Annotated in this window: 20 protein-coding genes; 5 read left to right on the forward strand and 15 right to left on the reverse strand. The window is 69.8% G+C overall.

Going from position 1 to position 19,896, the window contains the following annotated elements:
- Window positions 1-8 precede the first annotated feature (8 nt).
- The 10 genes from OG226_RS18150 to OG226_RS18195 form a co-directional block, all read right to left on the reverse strand.
- Window positions 9-1,379 (reverse strand): bifunctional albaflavenone monooxygenase/terpene synthase, encoded by a 1,371-nt coding sequence (locus OG226_RS18150; RefSeq protein ID WP_328679178.1) that lies wholly within the window; start codon window positions 1,377-1,379, stop codon window positions 9-11.
- A complete protein-coding gene (cyc1, locus tag OG226_RS18155) occupies window positions 1,376-2,473 on the reverse strand; it encodes an epi-isozizaene synthase (RefSeq protein WP_328679179.1) in 1,098 nt (365 codons plus the stop codon). The genes OG226_RS18150 and cyc1 overlap by 4 nt, the downstream gene beginning before the upstream one ends.
- A gap of 297 nt (window positions 2,474-2,770) precedes the next feature.
- Window positions 2,771-3,421 carry a peptide deformylase gene (gene def, locus OG226_RS18160; protein ID WP_328679180.1) on the reverse strand — a complete coding sequence of 217 codons (651 nt, stop codon included), beginning with the start codon at window positions 3,419-3,421 and terminating at the stop codon, window positions 2,771-2,773.
- A gap of 215 nt (window positions 3,422-3,636) precedes the next feature.
- Window positions 3,637-4,617, reverse strand: coding sequence for a tetratricopeptide repeat protein (locus OG226_RS18165; RefSeq protein ID WP_033282065.1), 981 nt, complete (start codon window positions 4,615-4,617; stop codon window positions 3,637-3,639).
- Between the two features lie 104 nt (window positions 4,618-4,721).
- Window positions 4,722-5,972, reverse strand: a complete 1,251-nt coding sequence (locus OG226_RS18170) for an HD-GYP domain-containing protein (RefSeq protein WP_328679181.1) — start codon at window positions 5,970-5,972, stop codon at window positions 4,722-4,724.
- Between the two features lie 4 nt (window positions 5,973-5,976).
- The gene (locus tag OG226_RS18175) at window positions 5,977-7,317 is read right to left on the reverse strand and encodes an HD-GYP domain-containing protein (protein ID WP_329349467.1); all 1,341 of its coding nucleotides are present in this window, start codon (window positions 7,315-7,317) and stop codon (window positions 5,977-5,979) included.
- 138 nt (window positions 7,318-7,455) lie between these two features.
- The gene (rsrA, locus tag OG226_RS18180; protein WP_327401405.1) at window positions 7,456-7,758 is read right to left on the reverse strand and encodes a mycothiol system anti-sigma-R factor; all 303 of its coding nucleotides are present in this window, start codon (window positions 7,756-7,758) and stop codon (window positions 7,456-7,458) included.
- Entirely contained in the window at window positions 7,755-8,447 is a 693-nt protein-coding gene (gene sigR / locus OG226_RS18185) for an RNA polymerase sigma factor SigR (RefSeq protein ID WP_328686349.1), read from the reverse strand. The genes rsrA and sigR overlap by 4 nt, the downstream gene beginning before the upstream one ends.
- Window positions 8,448-8,683: 236 nt before the next feature.
- A complete protein-coding gene (locus OG226_RS18190; RefSeq protein ID WP_329353428.1) occupies window positions 8,684-9,322 on the reverse strand; it encodes an alpha/beta hydrolase family protein in 639 nt (212 codons plus the stop codon).
- A 13-nt stretch (window positions 9,323-9,335) separates the two neighbouring features.
- Window positions 9,336-10,151: an SOS response-associated peptidase gene (locus OG226_RS18195; RefSeq protein WP_329349468.1), complete on the reverse strand. Its 816-nt coding sequence runs from the start codon at window positions 10,149-10,151 to the stop codon at window positions 9,336-9,338.
- Window positions 10,152-10,201: 50 nt separating this feature from the next.
- Here OG226_RS18195 and OG226_RS18200 point away from each other — a divergent pair, with 50 nt between their 5' ends.
- The 4 genes from OG226_RS18200 to OG226_RS18215 all read left to right on the forward strand — a co-directional run bounded on the left by OG226_RS18200 (window position 10,202) and on the right by OG226_RS18215 (window position 13,785).
- The gene (locus OG226_RS18200; protein ID WP_328679184.1) at window positions 10,202-10,924 is read left to right on the forward strand and encodes a M50 family metallopeptidase; all 723 of its coding nucleotides are present in this window, start codon (window positions 10,202-10,204) and stop codon (window positions 10,922-10,924) included.
- A 98-nt stretch (window positions 10,925-11,022) separates the two neighbouring features.
- Complete coding sequence (aroA, locus tag OG226_RS18205; RefSeq protein WP_328679185.1) at window positions 11,023-12,351, forward strand: 3-phosphoshikimate 1-carboxyvinyltransferase; 1,329 nt, start codon at window positions 11,023-11,025, stop codon at window positions 12,349-12,351.
- Between the two features lie 12 nt (window positions 12,352-12,363).
- Window positions 12,364-13,374: a ribosome small subunit-dependent GTPase A gene (gene rsgA, locus OG226_RS18210; RefSeq protein ID WP_328679186.1), complete on the forward strand. Its 1,011-nt coding sequence runs from the start codon at window positions 12,364-12,366 to the stop codon at window positions 13,372-13,374.
- An 87-nt stretch (window positions 13,375-13,461) separates the two neighbouring features.
- Window positions 13,462-13,785: a DMT family transporter gene (locus OG226_RS18215; protein ID WP_327401410.1), complete on the forward strand. Its 324-nt coding sequence runs from the start codon at window positions 13,462-13,464 to the stop codon at window positions 13,783-13,785.
- Between the two features lie 13 nt (window positions 13,786-13,798).
- Here the strand turns inward: OG226_RS18215 and OG226_RS18220 are convergent, their stop codons facing one another.
- The gene (locus tag OG226_RS18220; protein ID WP_328679187.1) at window positions 13,799-14,419 is read right to left on the reverse strand and encodes a TetR/AcrR family transcriptional regulator; all 621 of its coding nucleotides are present in this window, start codon (window positions 14,417-14,419) and stop codon (window positions 13,799-13,801) included.
- 238 nt (window positions 14,420-14,657) lie between these two features.
- On the opposite strand from OG226_RS18220, the gene hisN reads away from it, so the two are divergent.
- Window positions 14,658-15,458: a histidinol-phosphatase gene (hisN, locus tag OG226_RS18225; protein WP_328679188.1), complete on the forward strand. Its 801-nt coding sequence runs from the start codon at window positions 14,658-14,660 to the stop codon at window positions 15,456-15,458.
- 37 nt (window positions 15,459-15,495) lie between these two features.
- Here the strand turns inward: hisN and OG226_RS18230 are convergent, their stop codons facing one another.
- From OG226_RS18230 to OG226_RS18245, 4 genes are all read right to left on the reverse strand, one after another.
- Window positions 15,496-16,731 (reverse strand): tyrosine-type recombinase/integrase, encoded by a 1,236-nt coding sequence (locus tag OG226_RS18230; RefSeq protein ID WP_329349469.1) that lies wholly within the window; start codon window positions 16,729-16,731, stop codon window positions 15,496-15,498.
- Window positions 16,732-16,816: 85 nt separating this feature from the next.
- Entirely contained in the window at window positions 16,817-17,059 is a 243-nt protein-coding gene (locus OG226_RS18235) for a helix-turn-helix transcriptional regulator (protein WP_329349470.1), read from the reverse strand.
- Window positions 17,060-17,529: 470 nt separating this feature from the next.
- Entirely contained in the window at window positions 17,530-19,002 is a 1,473-nt protein-coding gene (locus tag OG226_RS18240; protein ID WP_329353429.1) for an ATP-binding protein, read from the reverse strand.
- Between the two features lie 2 nt (window positions 19,003-19,004).
- Complete coding sequence (locus tag OG226_RS18245; protein WP_329349471.1) at window positions 19,005-19,859, reverse strand: DNA primase; 855 nt, start codon at window positions 19,857-19,859, stop codon at window positions 19,005-19,007.
- Window positions 19,860-19,896 lie beyond the last annotated feature (37 nt).

Genomic DNA, 19,896 nt, shown 5'->3' on the forward strand with positions numbered 1-19,896 from the left:
TTCGCGTCTCACCTCAACACGGGCCTGAGCAGCAGCCGGTTGGGGCGCAGGGTGATGCCGACGCGGGTGGTGTCGTCGGAGCCGGACACCCGCTCGAAGCGGTACCTCGTGGCCACCGCCGCCGTGATCAGGCTCAGTTGGGCCATCGAGAAGTGGTCGCTCGGACACTTCCGGTTGCCGTTGCTGAACGGGCTCATGGCGAACTTCGGTACGTCCTTGGACCGTTCCGGAAGCCAGCGGTCGGGGTCGAACTCCTCGTTGTGCGCATACGAACGCGCGTCGCGCTGGATGGCGTACGGACTGTAGATGATGTCGGCTCCGGCCGGAATCCGATAGCCCCCCAGTTCGGCGTCGGCGACCGCCCGTCGCGTCAATATCCATACGGCGGGACGCAGCCGCATCGCCTCGACGACGACATTGTTCGTGTGCGTGAGCTTGCGGACGTCGTCGAATGCCACCGGGCGCCCACCCGTCACGGATTCGACCTCTTCGCGTACCTTGTCGGCGTGTTCCGGGTGTTCGGTGAGGACCTGGAGCAGCCACATGATCGTGGACGCGATTGTTTCGCTTCCGGGGGTGAGGATCGCGACGACCTGGTCGTGGATCTCCTGTTCCCCGATCGGGTCGCCATTGTCGTCCGTCGCCTCCAGCAATGCCGTCAGCAAATCGTCCGGCTTTTGACCAGATTCGCGTCGCTCGGCCACGATCTCGTCGACGAGGAGATGCAAATCGGCCAGTGCCCGGTTGAATTCGCGGTTGGCCGGGAGGGGCAGCCGGTAGAGCGGTCCGGCCGGTACCACCATCCGCCGGTACATGCCCCGGAAGACCGTGGCGAGCGCGACGCACAGCCGCTCGGCGCGCTCGTCCATGAAGTCGCCGCGCAGCAGACAGCGGGCCGCGATCCGCACGGCGACCCGGAAGGACTCGGAGGTGCAGTCGATCGTCTCGCCGGTCCGCCAGCGCTCGGTGAGCGCGTGCGCCTCCTCCTCCATGATCGGCCCGTACGCGGGGATCGCGTCGAGCCGGAACGCGGGCTGGATGATGCGCCGTTGGCGCCGGTGCAGGGACCCGTTGGCCGTGGCCACGCCCTCCTTGCCGAGCAGTCCCTCCAGGGACTCCCACAGCGGGCCCGCGATGATGAAGTCGGGGTTCAGCGCCAGGGCGCCGGTGAGGGCCGGCGCGGTGACGGCGTAGACCGTCTTCGGGCCGAGGCGGAGCCTCACCACGTCGCCGTGGTCGCGGAGTTGGGCCATGAAGGCCAGGGGGTCGCGGACCAGCTTCCAGCCGTGGCCGAGAAGCGGGATCCTGCCGCCCGCGACGGGCGGCTCAAGCAGCTCCGGCACCTCGGATGCCGCGGGCTTCACAGACTCGACGGTCATTTCTCACCTGCCGCTTCGTTGTTGACGTACGGGGGTGTGGACCGGTCGTCCCAGCTGTCGACCATGTAACGGCCGGACTCGTGGTGGAACCAGTAGACGGTGCTGAACCAGTTCCGCATATTGCCGAGGCAGGTCCGTACCGCGGCACTCAATTCCATTCCGCGCACGGTGCCGTCGTCCAGCCGGTCGGCGAGACGTAAGGTGTCCTGTTCCGCGACGAGGAATTCGGTGACGCATTCCTCGATACGGTGCCTCAGTTCGGCGACCGCCTCTTCAAGGGTCAGCCCCTCGTGCTTGATGAGGCTGATTCCGAGATTGTGGACCTCGTCGCCCGCGAGCTCTTTCGGCAGCGAGCAGAGGTCGTTGTACCAGGCGGCGAATTCCTGGCTGAGCAGGGCCGCCCGGCGATATCCCGGGTGTTTCCGCACGGTGTCCGGGAGTTCGAGTCCCGCGCTCGCCTCCAGCAGATCGGTCCAGATCCAGTGGGCGAAGGTGAGCCGGCGCAGCGCGAGGTATTCCTCGACCGTGGGGACGGTCCCCTCGGTGCGGTTGCGGAATTCACGGTCGTAGGCCTCGATGACCGCGTGGAAGTGCCGGGCGAACCGCGCGTTCCAGGTGTCGGGCAGGAACGAGTAGATCCGCATCATGCTGTCGGCGAACCCGGCGACCAGGGGATCCGGGTGGAGCAGATGGTGCCGTGGTGAATCCAGTGCCGCGTGCAACCGGAACCTCAACCGCCGCCAGGCGTCGGGGCGTTGGTGCACGATGTCCCGGTCGTGGCGGTCGTCCCAGACGAAGAACCACGCGCTGTAGTCCGCTATCGCCTGGAGCACCTCGTCCGGTGCGCCCAAGTAGTACCCGGCCATCAGGTCCGTGTAGCAAAGACCGTCGGCATATTCCCTTACCTTGTCCGCCGGCATGAGGCGCTTTTCCAGGAGCCAGACGCGTGTCTTCTCCTGGAGCCTCGGCCAATACGGATGCAGTTGCCGGGGAAACGCCGCCTCGATCACCGGGAGAGAGAGCGACGGTGGAACCGCGATCGCCGTCGTTTCCGTTGCCGTAGTCGATGTGGTGCTGTGTGAGAAAGCAGGCACGAACAAACCCCTCTCAGCCGCCAGTTGCGCACGCCCCTCCCGCTGTGCCGGGCGTGCGCCGTTGCGTATCCCCGCACTTCCTATTCAGCACCACAACTGACCGTTCTGGGAACGGATTTGCTCCCTTCACTACCCCCAAGTGCCGAGAATCCCCCCTTGCGTGACCGATTCTGGATCATTACACGCACGGAAACGATCGAATGTGCGAGGGACAGACGAACGGCGCCTGGTCAGGGAGTTGCACCTGAACAGACGCCGTACGTAAGGGAGATGTGTCGACCGCTGGGGTCGGCCGGATCAGTCGTTGGCGACCACGGGGTAACGGGGCTCGTTCTCGGCCATCTGCCGCAGCGCGTCCTTGCGGTCGCGCTTGGAGAGCCGGTCGATGTAGAGGTAGCCGTAGAGGTGATCGGTCTCGTGCTGCAAACACCGAGCGAAGTAGCCGGTGCCGCGGACCTTGATCGGATTGCCCCGCTCGTCCTGCCCGGTCACCTCGGCGTAGTCGGGCCGTGCGAGCGGCGCGTACGCGGTCGGCACGGACAGACACCCCTCGTTGCTCTCGTCCAGATGCCGCTTGTCGGCGGGCAGATCGACGAGCTTGGGATTGCAGACGACACCGACGTGCCGTTTGCCCTCGTCGTCCATGCAGTCGTAGACGAAGACCTTCAGGCCGACGCCGACCTGGTTCGCGGCGAGGCCGACGCCCTCGGCGGTGCGCTGCGAGGCGAACATGTCGGCCACCAGCGTCTCCAGCTCCGCGCCGAAGTCGGTGACGTCCCCGCACTCCTTGTGCAGCACCGGATTCCCGACGACCGTGATCGCCCGTGAGACCCCCCGCTCCCGCCAGGCCGCCTCACGCTCCTCGGCCTCCTCGGTGTCGACGACAAACCCCTCGTCATCCACGGGGAGCACGCCCACGTGCTGCTGATCGGTGTCCTGCTGCGCCATGACCGACGTAAGCCTTCCTGAAAACCAAGGGGGAGAAGTTGCTGATACAGGGTACGTGGAGTTCTTCAAGAGACGTGGGGCTATGTCAATGCCCTGTCTTCAAGGGGCGCGGGATTGTGCCGATGTGCGGCTCCGCCGCGCGAGCGCGCCCTGGCCTTCAGGGGCGCGGGGAACTGCGCGACCAGCCACGACGGCGCGGCATCCGACCACCGATCTCAGCAGACCTCTTCCAGATCCCGCCAGTCCCGTGAATCAGGGCTGTCGGCGACCCACCCGTCCAACAATCCCCGAACAAGCGACGCCGGCGCAGCCAACCCGCACTCACGCTCAGGCACCCACAACTGCCCGTCCGTCCGATGCCCCAGCGGCCCAGGATGCCCCGGCTCACTGTGATCATGCGGATCAAGATGCTCCCCGTCGCCCTCGTCGGAAGGCATCCGGGACTCGGAACACATCCGGCACAGCAACCGCACGGAAGACGACCAGTCCTCCGCCGCGAACCCCGCGTCCGCCGCCAACTGCTCCAACGCATCCCGGTCGGCCTCGGCGGCAGCCTCCAGCAGCACGACCCACGTGGGCACAGGAGAGGGCGCCCACAACTCGATCTCGTCGAACACGGGGTACGAGTGCCCGGCGGCAGTCGTCCGCTCCCCGTGCGGAACCCCGTCGTGGAGCACGACCTCACCCCACCGCCGCCCGGACGAGGGAAGCGGAATCGACAGCACCTCGATCCGCGCGGGATCCAGCCGCCGCCCCCACACCACCTCGGCCTCCCCCTCGGGAGAGAGCCGTACGGCCGCGCTGCCGAGATCCATCCCGGCCGGCTCACCCGCCCCGGTGACCCCACCCGGCACCCGCAGCCCGTACGCCTGCCAGGCCCGCCGAGCCAGCGGCCAGTCCTGGAGCGCGGTGGCCGCGATACCCACGTTCCACCAGTCAGGCGCGCCGGCCTCCCGGTCGAGCAGTGCGACGGCCCGCAGCCCGGCCGCCCGCGCCTGCTCCCAGTCGTGCCGGAACTTGTGCAGAAGGGCGAGGTTGAACCAGGACTCGGACAGCCAGGGCTCCAGATCGGCGGCCCGCGTCAGCAGCGCGCCCGCGTCCTCGTACCGACCGTCGCCGATCAGCGTGAACGCGCGGTCTGTGGCCTGCCGCCAGGAGGCGGAGGGCCGGTGCCGTCCCTTGCCGAAGATCCTCACGATTCCCGCCTGCCAGTTCCGTTCAGTGGGCTGGCTCTGCCCCCGGACACCCTCTTCTTCGCATCCAACCACGTACGGCTGGGAGGGCGCTCATTACCCATGGGTTACCCAGCCGAAGGCAAGGTCAGACAGTCCCGGGACAGTACCCGGGCCAGTGCTTCCACGACCTCGGGAGCGTAGTCCCCGGCGGTCCCGAGGCGCAGCTCCTCCAACGCCTGGAGAGGCCCGCCGGGGCCGCCTGCCCGGGTTTTCTCCTCGTACGCGTTCACGGCCCGGACGATCCGCGCGGACAGCGGCTGCTCCCGGCACGGGTCGGCCTGCCGCTCCACGACGGCCGCCACCTGAGGACTCACCCCGGTCTGCCGTACGACGGCCCCGCCGAGCAGCGCTATCCGCCGCTGCTCCGCCGGCGGGAGTACGGCGGTGGCGCCGGCCGGTACCGGGTCGACGAGGCTGAGCTGGCCGATGTCGTGCATCAGGGCCGCGTACTCCAGGACGGTGAGGTCGGGCTCGGACAGCCCCAGGTCCCGCCCGACCGCCTGGCACAGCGCGGCGACCCGGCGGGCGTGCCCGGCAGGCGTGTATCCGGCTATCTCGGTGGACCGGGCGAGGGAGGCGATGGTCTGGCGGTAGGTGTCCCGTACGGCCGCGTAGCGCCGGAAGGACAGCTGGGTCAGCAGCAGTGGCAGCGAGAACACGGGCAGCGCCCACAGCCCCACCACGGCGACCGCGAGCGCCATCACCGCGCCGGTCGCGCACACCGCCGACCCGATCCCGAGCATCCCCCGCAGCTCGTCCCGCAACAGCGGCCCGAACGGCCACCGGGTCCGCGAGTGCGCGAGCGCGGCGGCGAGCACGGCGTCGCAGAGCGCGGTGAGGGAGAGCAGCGCGAGGAGCAGCAGGGCGTAGGCGGGTCCGCCCCAGTGCCCGAACACGCCCTGGTTGTACAGGGGTTGGAAGCACACGGCCACGAAGCCGACCGTCAGGACGCGCCGTGCCATGTGGTCGGGGGTACGGCTGTGGCCGCGGGCGATGTGCGGCACGCAGCCGACGAGGGTGGCGGCCACGACCACGGCGACGGTCTGGAAGACGCCGTGGTGGGTGGGCCGGCCGGCGTCCGCGCCGAGCAGGGCGTAGGAGAGGGCGCCCGCGGCGCCGAGGGGGGCGGTTTCACGGAGACCGGTCGTGCCGTTCCATCGGCTCAACTCCCCCACGGCGACGAGTACTCCGAAGGCGAGGGCCACTCCGGGTTCGTCGAGGCCGGTGCGGAGGGTGAGGGTGAGGGAGGTCAGGGCGAGGAGCAGGGCGGCGGTGTGGATGACGGCGAGGATCGAAGGGGGGCGTGTCGAGGGCACTTGGTCACCCCCTCAACACAGTGGAAACAGGCGGGCTGGGTGGGAAGACGATGGACGACTGGACCTCGTCGGCTGTCACCGCCGGATGCCACCCGCACCGCCCAAGGGCCCGCGCCAACGCCCGCACCATCAACGGGTCGAACTGCGTCCCGGCGCAGCGCGACAGTTCCTCCAGCGCGACCGACACCGGCCGAGCCCGACGGTAGGACCGCGTGGACGTCATCGCGTCGAAGGCGTCGGCTACGGCGACCACCCGTGCGGACTCCGGGATCTGACTCCCCAACAGCCCGTACGGATAGCCGCTCCCGTCCAACCGTTCGTGGTGGTGCAGGACGGCCGCACGGGCCTCCCCGAGGAAACCGATCCCGCGCACCATCTCGTGGCCGTACTCGGGATGCAGTTCGATCACCCGCCGCTCCTCGGGAGTGAGCGGCCCGTCCTTGCGCAGCAGGCGCGTGGGGACGCCCAGCTTTCCGACGTCGTGCAGGATCCCGGCGAAGCGCAGCACTTCGACCCGGGAGTCGTCCATGCCCAGCTCCCGCGCGATCATCATCGAGGCCTGCCCGACCCGCTCGCTGTGCCCGCGGGTGTACCCGTCCTTGATGTCGACGGCCTGGACGAGGGCGCGGATCGTGGCCTGATGGGCGGCGCGTTCCTGGTGGTACTGGGCGAACACCCACCAGGACACCCCCATCGGCAGCAGCACGAGGAGCGCGGCGACGGGGCCGTAGGGGCTGCGCCACAGGACGGCCATCATCAGCCCGGCGAGCCCGTGCACGCCGATGGGTGCCAGGGACCGTAGGAACAGGCCTCGCCAGGCCCGTCGCACGGGCATCCTCCCCCACTGCCCGAAAGGCGTGGGAGGTACCCCCACGCCCAGCGCGAGAATCCCGCCGTCGAGCACGGTGAGGACCAGGCAGAAGGCGAGGACGGCGGCCAGGGCGGGCACCAGGGCGTACGGGAAGTCGGACGCGACGACGGCGTCGCGTCCGCCCAGCGCCCAGTGCACGCGTGCCGCCGCCCACACGCCCAGCGCGAGCTGCGCGGCCCGCCAGCCGCGCCGCAGCCAGGGCGAACCCTGCTCGACGCGGGACAACAGCGCCCCCGGCAGCGGCACGAGCGCGGCTGCGGGGGGCGGGAGGAGGAAGGCCGCGGCGAGCAGCACCGGGTAGAAGGTGCCCGCGAAGCGGCGCCGGGCGACCTGCTCGCAGCCGGCGTAGAGCACGGCCAGCAGTGCGACCGCCCACCAGGGTGTGTGGACGGTCGGCAGCGGCAGCAGGCACCACAGGGCACCGGCGACGACACAGACGACGTACGCACGTGCCCGTGCCGGTGTCGCCTCCATGGCTGACGCCCTTCCCCCGACCATGCCTGTCCAGGCCGAGGAGCCTAGGGCGGTCGGGGGCGGGCTGCGGGCGTATCACCCGCGGATTAGCACGTTCGGGTGACGATCGCCCGTTCAGGACGCGTGTTCAGGAAACGGTCAGGATTCCTGCGGCGCGGCCGTCAGGTCGTGGTCGGGCACGGCCTGCCCGGAACGGATCAGATCGAGCCGCCCCAGGACCTTGGCCCGCAGGTCGGTCGGGACGTCGTCCCGGCCGCAGCACCGCTTGACCAGCTTCTTCACGGCCTCTTCGAGCCCGTACTTCTCCAGGCACGGCGAGCACTCCGTGAAGTGCTGCTTGAACTTGGCGCGGTCGACGTCCGGCATCTCGCTGTCGAGGAACTCGTAGAGATGGTCGAGGACCTCACTGCAGTCCGTTTCGTGCGGCTCTCCGCAGCTCATGAGCCCGAGCCTTTCGCTTCGTTCGACTCTCCGGCACCGGCCGGGACCAGTCCGCGGTCACGCGCGTAGTCCTCAAGCATGCCGCGCAGTTGACGACGGCCCCGGTGCAGCCGGGACATCACCGTACCGATGGGTGTCCCCATGATGTCCGCGATCTCCTTGTACGCAAAGCCCTCGACGTCCGCGAGATAGACGGCGATGCGGAATTCCTCGGGGATCGCCTGGAGCGCTTCCTTCACGTCCGAGTCGGGCAGGTGGTCGAGCGCCTGCGACTCGGCGGAGCGCAGACCGGTCGACATGTGCGACTCGGCGCGCGCCAGCTGCCAGTCCTCGATCTCCTCGGCCGCGGAACGCTGGGGTTCACGCTGCTTCTTGCGGTACGAGTTGATGAACGTGTTGGTGAGAATCCGGTACAGCCACGCCTTGAGGTTGGTGCCCTCGCGGAACTGGTGGAAGGACGCGTACGCCTTCGCGTACGTCTCCTGCACCAGGTCCTCGGCGTCGGCCGGGTTTCGCGTCATGCGCAGCGCGGCCGAGTACATCTGGTCGAGGAATTCGAGCGCGTCCCGCTCGAAGCGCGCACTGCGCTCCGAGGTCGATTCCGCTGCGACCTCACTCGTGCCCTGGCCCTCGGGCTGCTCCGCCTGGCCGTGTTCGGTCCCTGCGTCGGTACCGGGAACCGGACCCACCTCCTCAAGATTCCGGGTGGCACCGAAGCCGATGTCACCAGAATCGGAGGATAGACGACGATCCGGTCCGCCCGCCGCCCCAATGGGCGTGGCCTTGGTCGCGTGCAGCACCGACCAGTCCAGGTCGGAGCGGCTGCTACGGGCCGGGCAGAAGGTCGAACCCATGCGGCGGACTTCCTTTCTACGACTCTCTGTGTCCGCCACAACAGTGGTAAGAGCCCCGGCATTCCCGCCCCTTACCCAAGTGTTCGAGTCCACTCCACCACGCGCCCCGTGATGATCTCCAGCGCCTCGTCCTGCCCGATCTCCGCCCGCTTGGGCACGGCGAACCCATGATCGGCGTACGGCACCTCGACCAGCTCGTGGTCGCCCTCCGGGAACTCCGCCGGTCTCCCGAAGGGGTCGTTCCCGCCCTGCACGACGAGCGTGGGCACCCCGGCCCCGAGGAGTTCGCCGGCCCGGGACTTCTCGGGCTTGCCCGGCGGATGCAGCGGGAAGCTCAGCGCGAGGACGGCGACCGCGCCCAGCTCCGCAGCCGTACGACAGGCCACGCGGGCTCCCGCGCTACGACCCCCGGAGATCACCGGCAGCCCCGGCTTCGCGACGGCCGCCCAGATCCCCCGCCACCCCACGTCGAGCGTCCTGGGCGCGGACGCCACCTTCTTCCCGGCGACCCGCCACGGCTGCTCGACGAGCGCGACGGTCACCCCGTGCCCGGGAAGTACGGCGGCGAGGGCCTGCAGATCCCGGGCGTCGATACCGCCACCGGCGCCGTGACCGACGGCAAGGACGAACCGCGCCTGCTTGGCCTGGTGCCAGGTGACACGGGCGTCCCCCGCGTCGGTCTCAACCGTCTCAACTGTCTCGCTGGACATGATCTCGCTCACGCTAGAAGAGTGTGCCCTCCTCGGGCCCCTCCAGCTCCTTCAGCAGCTCCGGCCCGTTGTTGCGGACGTTGCTCACGGCCGTGGACACCGGGTACGCGCGCATCAGCCCGGCGGGCGGCGGGGCGAGCAGCTCGCGCAGGTCGTCCGGATCGGTGCGGGAGGGATCGAGCCAGGAGTCCCAGCGGTCCGGGGTGAGCATCAGGGGCATCCGGGGATGGATGTCGGCCAGCGTGTCCGGTCCCTCGGCCGGGGGCACCGCCAGCGGGGTCGTCTCCGCCTCGGTCGTGATCACCGAGCAGGTGAACCACCAGGCCAGCGGATGGTCGTCGGGCAGGGTCCGGTCCCGCCAGAACTCGTACAGCCCGGCCATCGCGAACACCGACCCGTCGGCGGGCAGCACGAAGTACGGCTGCTTGCGCCCGCGCTTCTTCCTGCCCTCGACCTCCAGCTCCCGCTCGTCCTTGGCGGTGACCCACTCGTAGTAGCCGTCGGCGGGGATGATGCAGCGCCGGGTGGAGAAGGCGCGACGGTACGACGGCTTCTCGTGCACGGTCTCGGCACGCGCGTTGATCATCCGCGCCCCGCCCTCGGGCGTCTTCGACCAGCTCGGCACGAGCCCCCACTTGAGCCTGCGCAGCTGGCGAACCGGCGCCGGGCTGTCCGCGTCCTTAAGTGGACGGTCGAGGACTGCATAGACCTCTTTGGTCGGGGCCACGTTGTAGTCGGGGGCCAAAGCCTCCTCGGGCTCCCACTTCTCGATCTCAAAGACTCCTGCGAGATCCTCGGGCCCACGACTCGCTGCATACCGTCCGCACATACGTGCCAGACTGCCAGATTCGACGAGACCTACGGGAGCCTCCGCCACCCATGGACAGCACCGCAATCCCCTCGATCACCGCCCTGTGGGACGAGGTCTTCGGCAACCAGCCGGACCCCGACCTGTGGGTGGTGATCGCCACCCTGGTCGCCGCCCTGGCCGTGGTGGTCCCGCACAGCCTGTGGCGCCTCTCCCGCAATGCCATCACCATCGCCCACGAGGGCGGCCACGGCCTGGTGGCCCTGCTCACCGGCCGCACCCTCACCGGCATCCGCCTGCACTCCGACACCAGCGGCCTCACGGTCAGCCGCGGCAAGCCGCACGGCCTCGGCATGATCCTCACGGCAGCCGCCGGCTACACCGCTCCCCCACTCCTCGGCCTGGGCGGCGCGGCCCTCCTGGGCGCCGGCCACATCACCCTCCTCCTCTGGCTGTCGACCCTCCTCCTCATAGCCATGCTGGTCATGATCCGCAACGCCTACGGCGCCCTCACGGTCGTCCTCAGCGGCGCAGCCTTCCTCCTCGTGTCCTGGCTGACGGGCCCCCAGGTCCAGGCGGCTTTCGCGTACGCGGTGGTGTGGTTCCTGTTGCTGGGTGGCGTACGCCCCGCGTTCGAGTTGCAGGCGAAGAGGTCGAGGGGCGGCGCGGGAGACTCCGACGCAGACCAACTGGCGCGCTTGACGCACGTACCGGCGGGTCTGTGGTTGTTCCTGTTCCACCTGGTATCCCTGTGCTCGCTGATAGGCGGCGGCAGGTGGCTGCTGGAACTGTGAAGCGCCCCCGAAGGGGCAAGCTTCAGGGGCGCGGGGAACTGCGCGACCAGCCCCAACGGCGCGGCACTCGACAGACGGCCTGCTTATACAGTGGGGCCATGGCCCCGAACGACTCACAAACCGCCCTCTGGCCCGCCCCCACCGCCGCCGGAGCCGTCAACGCGACGGTCCACGTCCCGGGGTCCAAGTCCGTAACCAACCGCGCCCTCGTCCTGGCCTCCCTCGCCAGCGAACCGGGCTGGCTGCGCCGTCCCCTCCGCTCCCGGGACACCCTCCTGATGGCAGCCGCCCTCCGCGCGATGGGCGTAGGCATCGAGGAGGGCGTAGGCACGGAGAAGGGCTCCGGCGAGTTCTGGCGGGTCATCCCCTCCGGCCTGCACGGCCCGGCCACGATCGACGTCGGCAACGCAGGCACCGTGATGCGCTTCCTGCCCCCCGTCGCCGCCCTGGCCAACGGCCCCATCCGCTTCGACGGCGACCCGCGCTCCTACGAACGCCCCCTGCACGGCGTGATCGACGCCCTGCGCGTCCTCGGCGCCCGCATCGACGACGACGGCCGGGGCGCACTGCCCCTGACGGTGCACGGCGGAGGCGCGCTGGACGGCGGCCCCGTGGAGATCGACGCGTCCTCCTCGTCCCAGTTCGTGAGCGCCCTCCTGCTCTCCGGCCCGCGCTTCAACCAGGGCGTCGAGGTCCGCCACATCGGCTCCTCGCTCCCCTCGATGCCGCACATCCGGATGACGGTCGACATGCTGCGCGCGGTCGGCGCCCAGGTGGACACCCCGGAGTCGGGCGGCGAGCCCAACGTCTGGCGGGTCACCCCGGGCGCGCTGCTCGGCCGGGATCTGACCGTCGAACCGGATCTGTCGAACGCCCAGCCCTTCCTCGCCGCGGCGCTCGTGGCCGGCGGCAAGGTCGTCGTACCGGACTGGCCGGCCCGGACCACCCAGCCCGGTGACCGGCTGCGGGAGATCTTCACCGAGATGGGTGGTTCCTGCGAACTGACCGAGTACGGGCTGGAGTTCACCGGTTCGGGTGCGATCCACGGCATCGACGTGGACCTGGGCGAGGTCGGCGAACTGACCCCCGGCATCGCGGCCGTCGCCGCCCTCGCGGACTCCCCGTCCACGCTTCGGGGCGTCTCGCACCTGCGCCTGCACGAGACCGACCGGCTGGCCGCGCTCACCAAGGAGATCAACGAGCTGGGCGGTGACGTGACCGAGACCGCCGACGGTCTGCACATCCGCCCGCGCCGCCTGCACGGCGGGATCTTCCACACCTACGAGGACCACCGTATGGCCACCGCGGGCGCGATCATCGGCCTCGCCGTCGCGGGCGTGCAGATCGAGAACGTGGCGACGACGGCGAAAACCCTTCCGGACTTCCCCGACCTGTGGACCGGGATGCTCGGGAGCGATGGGGCGTAGGGGACACACGCCATGCGTCGCTACGGCAAGAACACCGACGAGGACGACATCCGCCAGCGCCCGAACCGCAAGGGCAACCGGCCGCGCACGAACATCCGCCCCAAGCACGAGGAGGCGGTCGAGGGCATGGTCGTCACCGTCGACCGGGGCCGGCTGACCTGCCTGGTCGAGGACCGGGTCGTGATGGCGGTCAAGGCCCGCGAACTGGGCCGGAAGGCGGCGGTGGTCGGGGACCGCGTCGGCATCATCGGCGACCTCTCCGGCGACAAGGACACCCTCGCCCGCATCATCCGCATCGAGCCGCGCACCTCCGTGCTGCGCCGCACGGCCGACGACGACGACCCGTACGAGCGCGTGGTCGTCGCCAACGCCGACCAGCTCGCCATCGTCACCGCCCTCGCCGACCCCGAACCGCGCCCGCGCCTGATCGACCGCTGCCTGGTCGCGGCCTACGACGGCGGCCTCGACCCACTGCTCGTGCTGACCAAGTCGGACCTCGCCCCACCGGACGAACTCCTGGAGATGTACGGCGCGTTGGGCGTCCCCTACGTCGTCACGAGCCGCGAGGAGCTGGAGAACGGCACCGCGGTGGAGCGGGTCCGCAAGCAGCTCGACGGCAAGATCACGGCGTTCGTCGGCCACTCCGGTGTCGGCAAGACGACCCTCGTGAACGCGCTGGTCTCGCTGGAGCGGCGGCGCAGCACCGGCATCGTCAACGCCGTCACCGGCCGCGGCCGGCACACCACGACCTCGGCGCGCATGATCCCGCTGCCCGACGACTCCGGCTGGGTCGTCGACACCCCGGGCGTCCGCTCCTTCGGCCTGCACCACGTGGACCCGTCCCGGGTCATCAAGGCCTTCCCCGACCTGGAACCGGGCACGGAGAACTGCCCGCGCGCGTGCAGCCACGACGAGCCGGACTGCGCGCTGGACCAGTGGGTGGCGGACGGCCACGCGGACCCGCAGCGGCTCTACTCGCTACGGCGGCTGCTGGCCACCCGTGAGCGGACAGAGGGCGACTGATCACCGGCTGACCACCGCGTGTTTGTGGGGACTCAAGTTCGGTAAGTGCATAATCGCACCGAGCCGGACAAACGGGAGGACAGCACAATGGCGTGGCTGCTGGTTGTCGTGGCCGGAATTCTGGAGACCGGGTTCGCCGTGTGCCTGAAGCTGTCGCACGGCTTCACGCGTCTGTGGCCGACGGTCGCCTTCTGCTCCTTCGCGCTGGGCAGCTTCGGCCTGCTCACCCTCTCCCTGAAGAAGCTCGACGTGGGCCCCGCCTACGCCGTGTGGACCGGCATCGGCGCGGCCGGCACCGCGATCTACGGCATGATCTTCCTCGACGACCTGGTGTCGACCCTGAAGATCGTGTCGATCAGCTTCGTCATCATCGGGGTCATCGGGCTCCAGTTGTCGGGCTCCGCGCACTAGGCAGGCAGGCCCGTCAGGCACCCAGGACCCGATGGGTCGGCGTCAGCGCACCGCGCACCAGCTCACCGACCCCGCCCTCCCCCGGCGGTGCCGCCACACAGGACAGCGCCAGTCGCACGACGAGTTCGCAGGAACGGGCCAGGTCGGCGGTGTCCGGCTTGGCCGCCCCGGGTCCGGCGAGCGCCGCCACGGCACGGTCGCGGACGACGGCCACGAAGTCACCGGGTGAGGGCAGTGGCCCGTCGGCCCGGCGCTGGGCCGGTACGGCGGAGGAGGACGGCACCGCGGACAGGGTCGGCGAGGGCAGCCGCTCGCTCCAGCAGCCGGTGAGCATGGCTCGTACCAGCGCGTTCTCGCGGGCCGCCGACGCGGTCCACTCGGCGGTCGCGGTCAGCCGCTCGCGGGCGTCGTTGTGGCTCCCGAGCGCCCGCTCGACACCGACGAGATAGCCGTCGGCCTCCCTTCTGACCAGCGCCCGCGCGAGCCCCTCCTTGCTCCCGAACTCGTTGTACAGCGTCTGCCGGGACACTCCGGCGGCGGCGGCCACGTCCACCATCCGTACGGTGGACCACGACCGGCGCGCCAGCGCCGTATAGGCGGCGTCCAGCAGGGTTTCCCGCGCTGCAGGCATCATTCGCCTCCCGGGGCGAGCGGCTCTGCGCCCAGATTTGACGCGCACGGGAGCAGTGTCAAGGGTTCGCGGCGGTGCCGGGGGGCGCACTTCGGCCATTGCGCGCGGGAGTTGGGGCGGGGGTTGCGGTGAGGGGTGCGGTGAGGGTTCTCCCTTGACGATCTCCCCGGGGTCCCCCACCTCCCGTTTCGCCCACCGGACCCTGTAGCCCCGGCGCGACCCCTGAAGATACGGTTCACGCATGGCCGACTATCACGATGACCTGCGCCTCGCCCACGTCCTCGCGGACGCCGCCGACGCCGCGACGACCGCGCGGTTCAAGGCCCTCGATCTCAAGGTCGAGACCAAGCCGGACATGACTCCGGTCACCGAGGCCGACAAGGCCGCCGAGGAACTGATCCGCGGCCATCTGCAGCGCGCCCGCCCGCGCGACGCGATCGTCGGCGAGGAGTACGGCAGCGAGGGCACCGGCCCGCGCCGCTGGGTGATCGACCCGATCGACGGCACCAAGAACTACGTACGCGGCGTTCCGGTCTGGGCCACGCTGATCTCCCTGATGGAGGCGGCGGAGGGCGGCTTCCAGCCGGTCGTCGGCCTGGTCTCCGCGCCCGCGCTCGGCCGCCGCTGGTGGGCCGCGAAGGGCCACGGTGCCTACACCGGGCGCAGCCTGTCCTCCGCGTCCCGGCTGCGCGTCTCCGAGGTCTCGAAGCTGACGGACGCCTCCTTCGCGTACTCCTCCCTCACCGGCTGGGAGGACCAGGGCCGCCTGGGCGGCTTCCTCGACCTGACCCGCGAGGTGTGGCGGACGCGCGCGTACGGCGACTTCTGGCCCTACATGATGGTCGCCGAGGGCGCGGTCGACATCTGCGCAGAACCCGAACTCTCCCTCTGGGACATGGCCGCGACCGCGATCATCGTCACCGAGGCAGGCGGCACCTTCACGGGCCTCGACGGCCGCCCCGGCCCGCACAGCGGCAACGCGGCGGCGTCGAACGGCATCCTGCACGACGAGTTCCTGGGGTATCTCAACCAGCGCTACTGACCTGACTTACGGCCTGGCCTGGGCGTTTCCCCCTTACTCAGGACCCCTGGGCCGTCGTGGGGCCGTCATCGGTCTTCGGGCCGTCCTCGAACGCGCCGTTCACCGCTTCCCGCGTGCGCTTCTCGCTGCTCGGCATCAGGTGCGTGTACGTCCGGAGCGTGAAGCCCGGGTCGTGGTGCCCCAAGTACTCAGACAGGGCCTTGATGTTCTCCCCCGCGTCCAGCAGAACGGACGCGTAGAAGTGCCTCAGGGCGTGCATGCCGTTCTCCCTGCCTCGCGGCACCCCCACGGTGTCGAGGGCGGGTCGCCACGCCACACGGTTGAAGACGACGCGATTGACCGCACGCTCTCCGACGTTGGTGAAGAGCAGGGAGGCGGTCACCGGCCGGCCGTCGACCGACCGCCACGGCAGCGATACGGCGGTGGGCGGATGCTTCGCGATGTGGTCCTCAAGCGACCGCGCGACGCTCTCAGGCAGAGGGACAGCGCGCGTCTTGCCGCCCTTGGGTAGAGCGAACACCTGCTTACCGGCGATGAGCTTGACCTGTCGCACAACGTGAACCACCCCTTCCACGAAGTCCACGTCGTCAACGGCCAGACCGAGCACTTCGCCCTGCCGCATGCCGCATCCGCCGGCCAGGTCCACCGTGGCTCGGTACCGTTCCGGCAGTGCCGAGCGCATGGCGAGGACGCGCTCAGGACGCCACGGCACGATCCGGCGGGGTTCCAGCTTGGGTGCCTTCACCGACGACGAACGGCAAGGGTTGAACGGGATCAGGCGGTCGTCGACGGCCGCCGCCAACATGGCGTTGAGGTTCGCGAAGATGACCCGCTGATAGGCGGGAGCTACTCCCCCGTCTTGGAGCTTCCGCAGCCACTCACGCACGTGGATCGGCCGGAGCGAGTCGAGCGAGCGGCTGCCCAGATACGGCACTACGTGCAGCCGGATGCGCTGTTCGGTGCTCACAAACGTGCCTGGGTCCATCGTGAGCGAGGCCAACCACCGTTCGGCGTGCTGCCGCACGGTGAGGCGGCCGGCACGCGGGTCGATGTACTGCCCGCGCGCCATGTCCGCCTCGATCTGGGACAGCCACTTCTCCGCGACGCGCTTCTGTCCGTCGGGGAAGCTCTTCGACTTCTCGGTGCCGTCGGGCCCGACATAGCGGGCCCGGTAGCGCAGCCCGCTTCCGTAGCGGTCGGACTTAACGCGGACGGTCTTGCCGTGAGCGTCCGTTTCTGCCTTGTACCAGCGGTCTTGGATGTGGCCTGCCATGCGGGGGTGTTCCCTTCTGGGCATGGGAAGGGAGGGCCACGGTGTGGCCCTCCCTGGGGTGTTGAGCTGTGAAGTTGCGGCCGTTTCAGGCGGCGGTGCGGTCGTCGGTCTTGCGCTGGGTGACGTACGCGCGGACGTCGGCGGGGTCGTAGCGCACGTACTTGCCGATGCGGAAGCTGGGCGGGCCGGTGTTCTTCTTGCGCCACTGGTAGACGGTCTCTTTGGGCACCTCGAACATCTCGGCGATGTCGTCGGGGGTGAGGTACCGATCCGGGAGGCCGCCCCGGAGCGTGGCGCGGGGGTCGGGTTGAGCGGACGTTCGGCTCATTTGGTCCTCGGAAGTTGAGTCACGTCGTGCTGGCTTGGGGGGGCGGGAGTTCACGTCTGTCCGAGGTGTGGATTTCTGCGTCATTGCGTCATCAGCGTCATTCAGGCTTCCGACCTGCGCCTTTGGGTGACGCAGCGGTGTCGGGGTGCGTCATTGGTGCGTCATGGGCTGCGTCATCCGCGACGTAGCCCATGACGCAGATGACGCAGGATGACGCAGAAGCCGTCGTCTGCGTCATGGCTGTAGTCGCTGGTCAGGTGCCGTTTCCTGGCTCGCATGACGCAGATGACGCAGCGTCTTCCCTCTTAGGAAAAGAAGAGGGATGTCTGCTGTAGTTCGGTGCCGCTCAGCGCGTGAAGAAGGGGCCGCTGCGCGGCGCGTCTTGTGGGGCGGCGGCTGCGCCGAACAGCAAGAGGAGCACGCCCCCGCGGGGGTGGTGCTCCTCTTGCTTGTCCGGGTGAGCGTGCGGGTCAGAGCATCCGCTGCTGGTGTGGGAGCGGGGTGGTCAGGCGGGTCATTTCGAGGTAGCGGCCTTCGCTGGTGCGGCCGGTGTCGATGAGGACGCCCCGGGCGGCGAGGGTCGGTTGAAGGCGCTTGAGACGGTCGGAGAGCACCTTGCCGGTGGTCGGCCACCCCTTGGGCAGGGGACGGCCGTCGTCGCCGCTGTAGAGGCGGCTGAGGCAGTGCAGCCGCTCAGTGGACGTCATGCGCTGCGCCGTGCCCGGCTCGATGGTGTCGGCGTGCCTGAGGACGGTCTGTGCCAGCAGGTCGCCCTCGATGACGTCGTCGTTCAGGTCGTCCAGGCTGGCCCGGTAGGCGGGCAGCGCTCCGAGTCCGGTCGCCGCGTCGAGCTGCGCGCAGAGGTGGGCGAAGTCGGCCATGCGCAGGTCGGTGGGGGTCTCCGCCGCCACTGCGCGGACCTTGACCGTGAGGTCCAGGAGCGAGCCGAGGACGATGGGGAGAGCCTCCGCGTAGTCCGTCCACAGTTCGGCTTCGGTGCGCCGGATGCGGGGGCGTTCCAGGCGCAGCGGCAAGAGACGTTCGGCGAGGTCGGGCCGGATGACGCCGACGTCGATCCCGGTCAGGAGCAGGGGGCGGCGGTAGCCGACGCGGAAGACGTCCCCGTCGGTGAACAGGGCCCGCTTGACGCTCTCGGCTCCGGTCACGATGCAGCACATCGCGTCCGACAGGTCGGGCGTCATGTGGGAGAGGTTGTCCAGGGCGGTGACCCATCCCGCTGCCACCGCTGCGATCAGGTTCTCTTCGTCCTTGGGTGCCCGGCGTAGGTCGCCGCTCATGCCCTCGATGATCCTCACGAGCATGCGTCCGCCGGTGGACTTACCTGCGCCCTGGGGGCCGGTGAGGAACGGCGCGGGGACGGGGACGGACGGTCCGAGGCAGCCGATCAGCCACGCGATGGCCAGGCATTCGGTCTCGGCGTTGGCGAAGTTGCACAGCCGCATCAGCAGGTCGATGCCCTTGCTGTTGGTGTCCTTGACGGGCAGGGGGAGTTCCCCGGTGAGCTGGGTCCGTCGCCAGCACACCTCGCGCGGGTCGGGGATGAGGATGTCCCAGCCGGTGGGGTGGATGCGCACGGACTGTCCGTCGTCGCGGCCCAGGTCCAGCCAGGTCGCCCCGTCGAATCCGGGAGCGACGCGGATGTGCACGGGCTGCACGTCCTCGGTCAGCGCGAGCGCTTCGATCAGGTCCAACGCCTCTTTCAGCGCGCTGCCGTTGAACGCGCCGCGTCCGTCGCGGTAGAGGCCGACCATGAGTTCCTGTCGGTGGCTGCCGGTGGTGCCCTGGGAACGGATCGGGCGGGCGACGGGCTGGCCGTTCTTCTGCGCGTACACGGTCCCGTCAGGCGTACGGAAGTACCGGAAGTGGGATTGCGCGTAGTCGGTGATGACCTCGCGGGCGGGGATCTTCTCGTCCTCGGACATGGTCACAGTCCCAACGTGGTCAGTGCATTGGCCCACGCGTCCGTGCAGTGCCGGGGCGATTCGCCCTTGGCCTGCGCGGCGGTGAACAACCGGGCGACGTGCACCTCGGTGAGGCAGCCGCACCGCCCGTGCGTGGACAGCACCGCGAGGAACGTCCGGTACACGGTGGCGTGCACCGCCTCACGGGCGCCGGTGATGCGCTGTTCCGCCATGGCGATGCCACGGTCCAGGTAGGTCGGTGTGCGGTGCGGGCACTCCCCGCCCCCGGCCGGGGCGGGCACAGTGACGGCCGTCGGTCGGACTGCGGTGGCCTTCTTCACGATGAGCGCGCGCACGGCGTCCGGCAGGGCGGTCATGGTGCCGGTGCCGAATCCGAGCCAGCGGGCGTAGGCCATGGTCGACTTGATGTCCACGCCAGGGCGAACGGCGTTGGCGGACTGCATCGCACCGAGGTAGAGCCAGTGTTCGCCCCGTGTGGTGGGCACGACTTGTGTGGGCGGCAGGTTCTCGCGGGCCCACGCGATCGCGTCGGCGTTGTCCAGGTCCACCGCCGTCAGCCCCGCCCCGCCCGGGTGGTAGGCGACCGCTTCGGCTTGCAGCCAGGCGCGGCGCCAGGGGCCGGAGGTGATGACGTGTGGGTCGGTGGTCGCGGCAGCCCACGCGTGGCAGACGCCAGGGCAGGCGCACGGGCCCGGGGTCTTCATGTTGGGTCGGCCGCCACAGGAGTTGTCAGCGCAGCGGCGGCAGTTGCCGAACGGCACCTTCCCGGCTCGTAGGGGCAGCGGGGGCAGGCCGGAAGCGGCCAGGTCGAGAGCGGTTTGCAGGTGCTCTCCCCGAAGGAGGGTTGGTTGAGTCATGCTGGAGACCTCCGCAGGTCTGTTGAGGACTGGAGAC

The organism is Streptomyces sp. NBC_01261, assembly GCF_036226385.1.
Classification (GTDB): domain Bacteria; phylum Actinomycetota; class Actinomycetes; order Streptomycetales; family Streptomycetaceae; genus Streptomyces.

What these genes read in the sequence shown, in the direction of transcription:
- OG226_RS18150 (WP_328679178.1), bottom strand. Translation starts at nt 1,379, where the DNA reads ATGACCGTCGAGTCTGTGAAGCCCGCGGCATCCGAGGTGCCGGAGCTG.
- def (WP_328679180.1), bottom strand. Translation starts at nt 3,421, where the DNA reads ATGGCGCAGCAGGACACCGATCAGCAGCACGTGGGCGTGCTCCCCGTG.
- OG226_RS18175 (WP_329349467.1), bottom strand. Translation starts at nt 7,317, where the DNA reads ATGGAGGCGACACCGGCACGGGCACGTGCGTACGTCGTCTGTGTCGTC.
- rsrA (WP_327401405.1), bottom strand. Translation starts at nt 7,758, where the DNA reads ATGAGCTGCGGAGAGCCGCACGAAACGGACTGCAGTGAGGTCCTCGAC.
- OG226_RS18190 (WP_329353428.1), bottom strand. Translation starts at nt 9,322, where the DNA reads ATGTCCAGCGAGACAGTTGAGACGGTTGAGACCGACGCGGGGGACGCC.
- OG226_RS18195 (WP_329349468.1), bottom strand. Translation starts at nt 10,151, where the DNA reads ATGTGCGGACGGTATGCAGCGAGTCGTGGGCCCGAGGATCTCGCAGGA.
- OG226_RS18200 (WP_328679184.1), top strand. Translation starts at nt 10,202, where the DNA reads ATGGACAGCACCGCAATCCCCTCGATCACCGCCCTGTGGGACGAGGTC.
- aroA (WP_328679185.1), top strand. Translation starts at nt 11,023, where the DNA reads ATGGCCCCGAACGACTCACAAACCGCCCTCTGGCCCGCCCCCACCGCC.
- rsgA (WP_328679186.1), top strand. Translation starts at nt 12,364, where the DNA reads ATGCGTCGCTACGGCAAGAACACCGACGAGGACGACATCCGCCAGCGC.
- OG226_RS18215 (WP_327401410.1), top strand. Translation starts at nt 13,462, where the DNA reads ATGGCGTGGCTGCTGGTTGTCGTGGCCGGAATTCTGGAGACCGGGTTC.
- OG226_RS18220 (WP_328679187.1), bottom strand. Translation starts at nt 14,419, where the DNA reads ATGATGCCTGCAGCGCGGGAAACCCTGCTGGACGCCGCCTATACGGCG.
- hisN (WP_328679188.1), top strand. Translation starts at nt 14,658, where the DNA reads ATGGCCGACTATCACGATGACCTGCGCCTCGCCCACGTCCTCGCGGAC.
- OG226_RS18230 (WP_329349469.1), bottom strand. Translation starts at nt 16,731, where the DNA reads ATGGCAGGCCACATCCAAGACCGCTGGTACAAGGCAGAAACGGACGCT.
- OG226_RS18235 (WP_329349470.1), bottom strand. Translation starts at nt 17,059, where the DNA reads ATGAGCCGAACGTCCGCTCAACCCGACCCCCGCGCCACGCTCCGGGGC.
- OG226_RS18240 (WP_329353429.1), bottom strand. Translation starts at nt 19,002, where the DNA reads ATGTCCGAGGACGAGAAGATCCCCGCCCGCGAGGTCATCACCGACTAC.
- OG226_RS18245 (WP_329349471.1), bottom strand. Translation starts at nt 19,859, where the DNA reads ATGACTCAACCAACCCTCCTTCGGGGAGAGCACCTGCAAACCGCTCTC.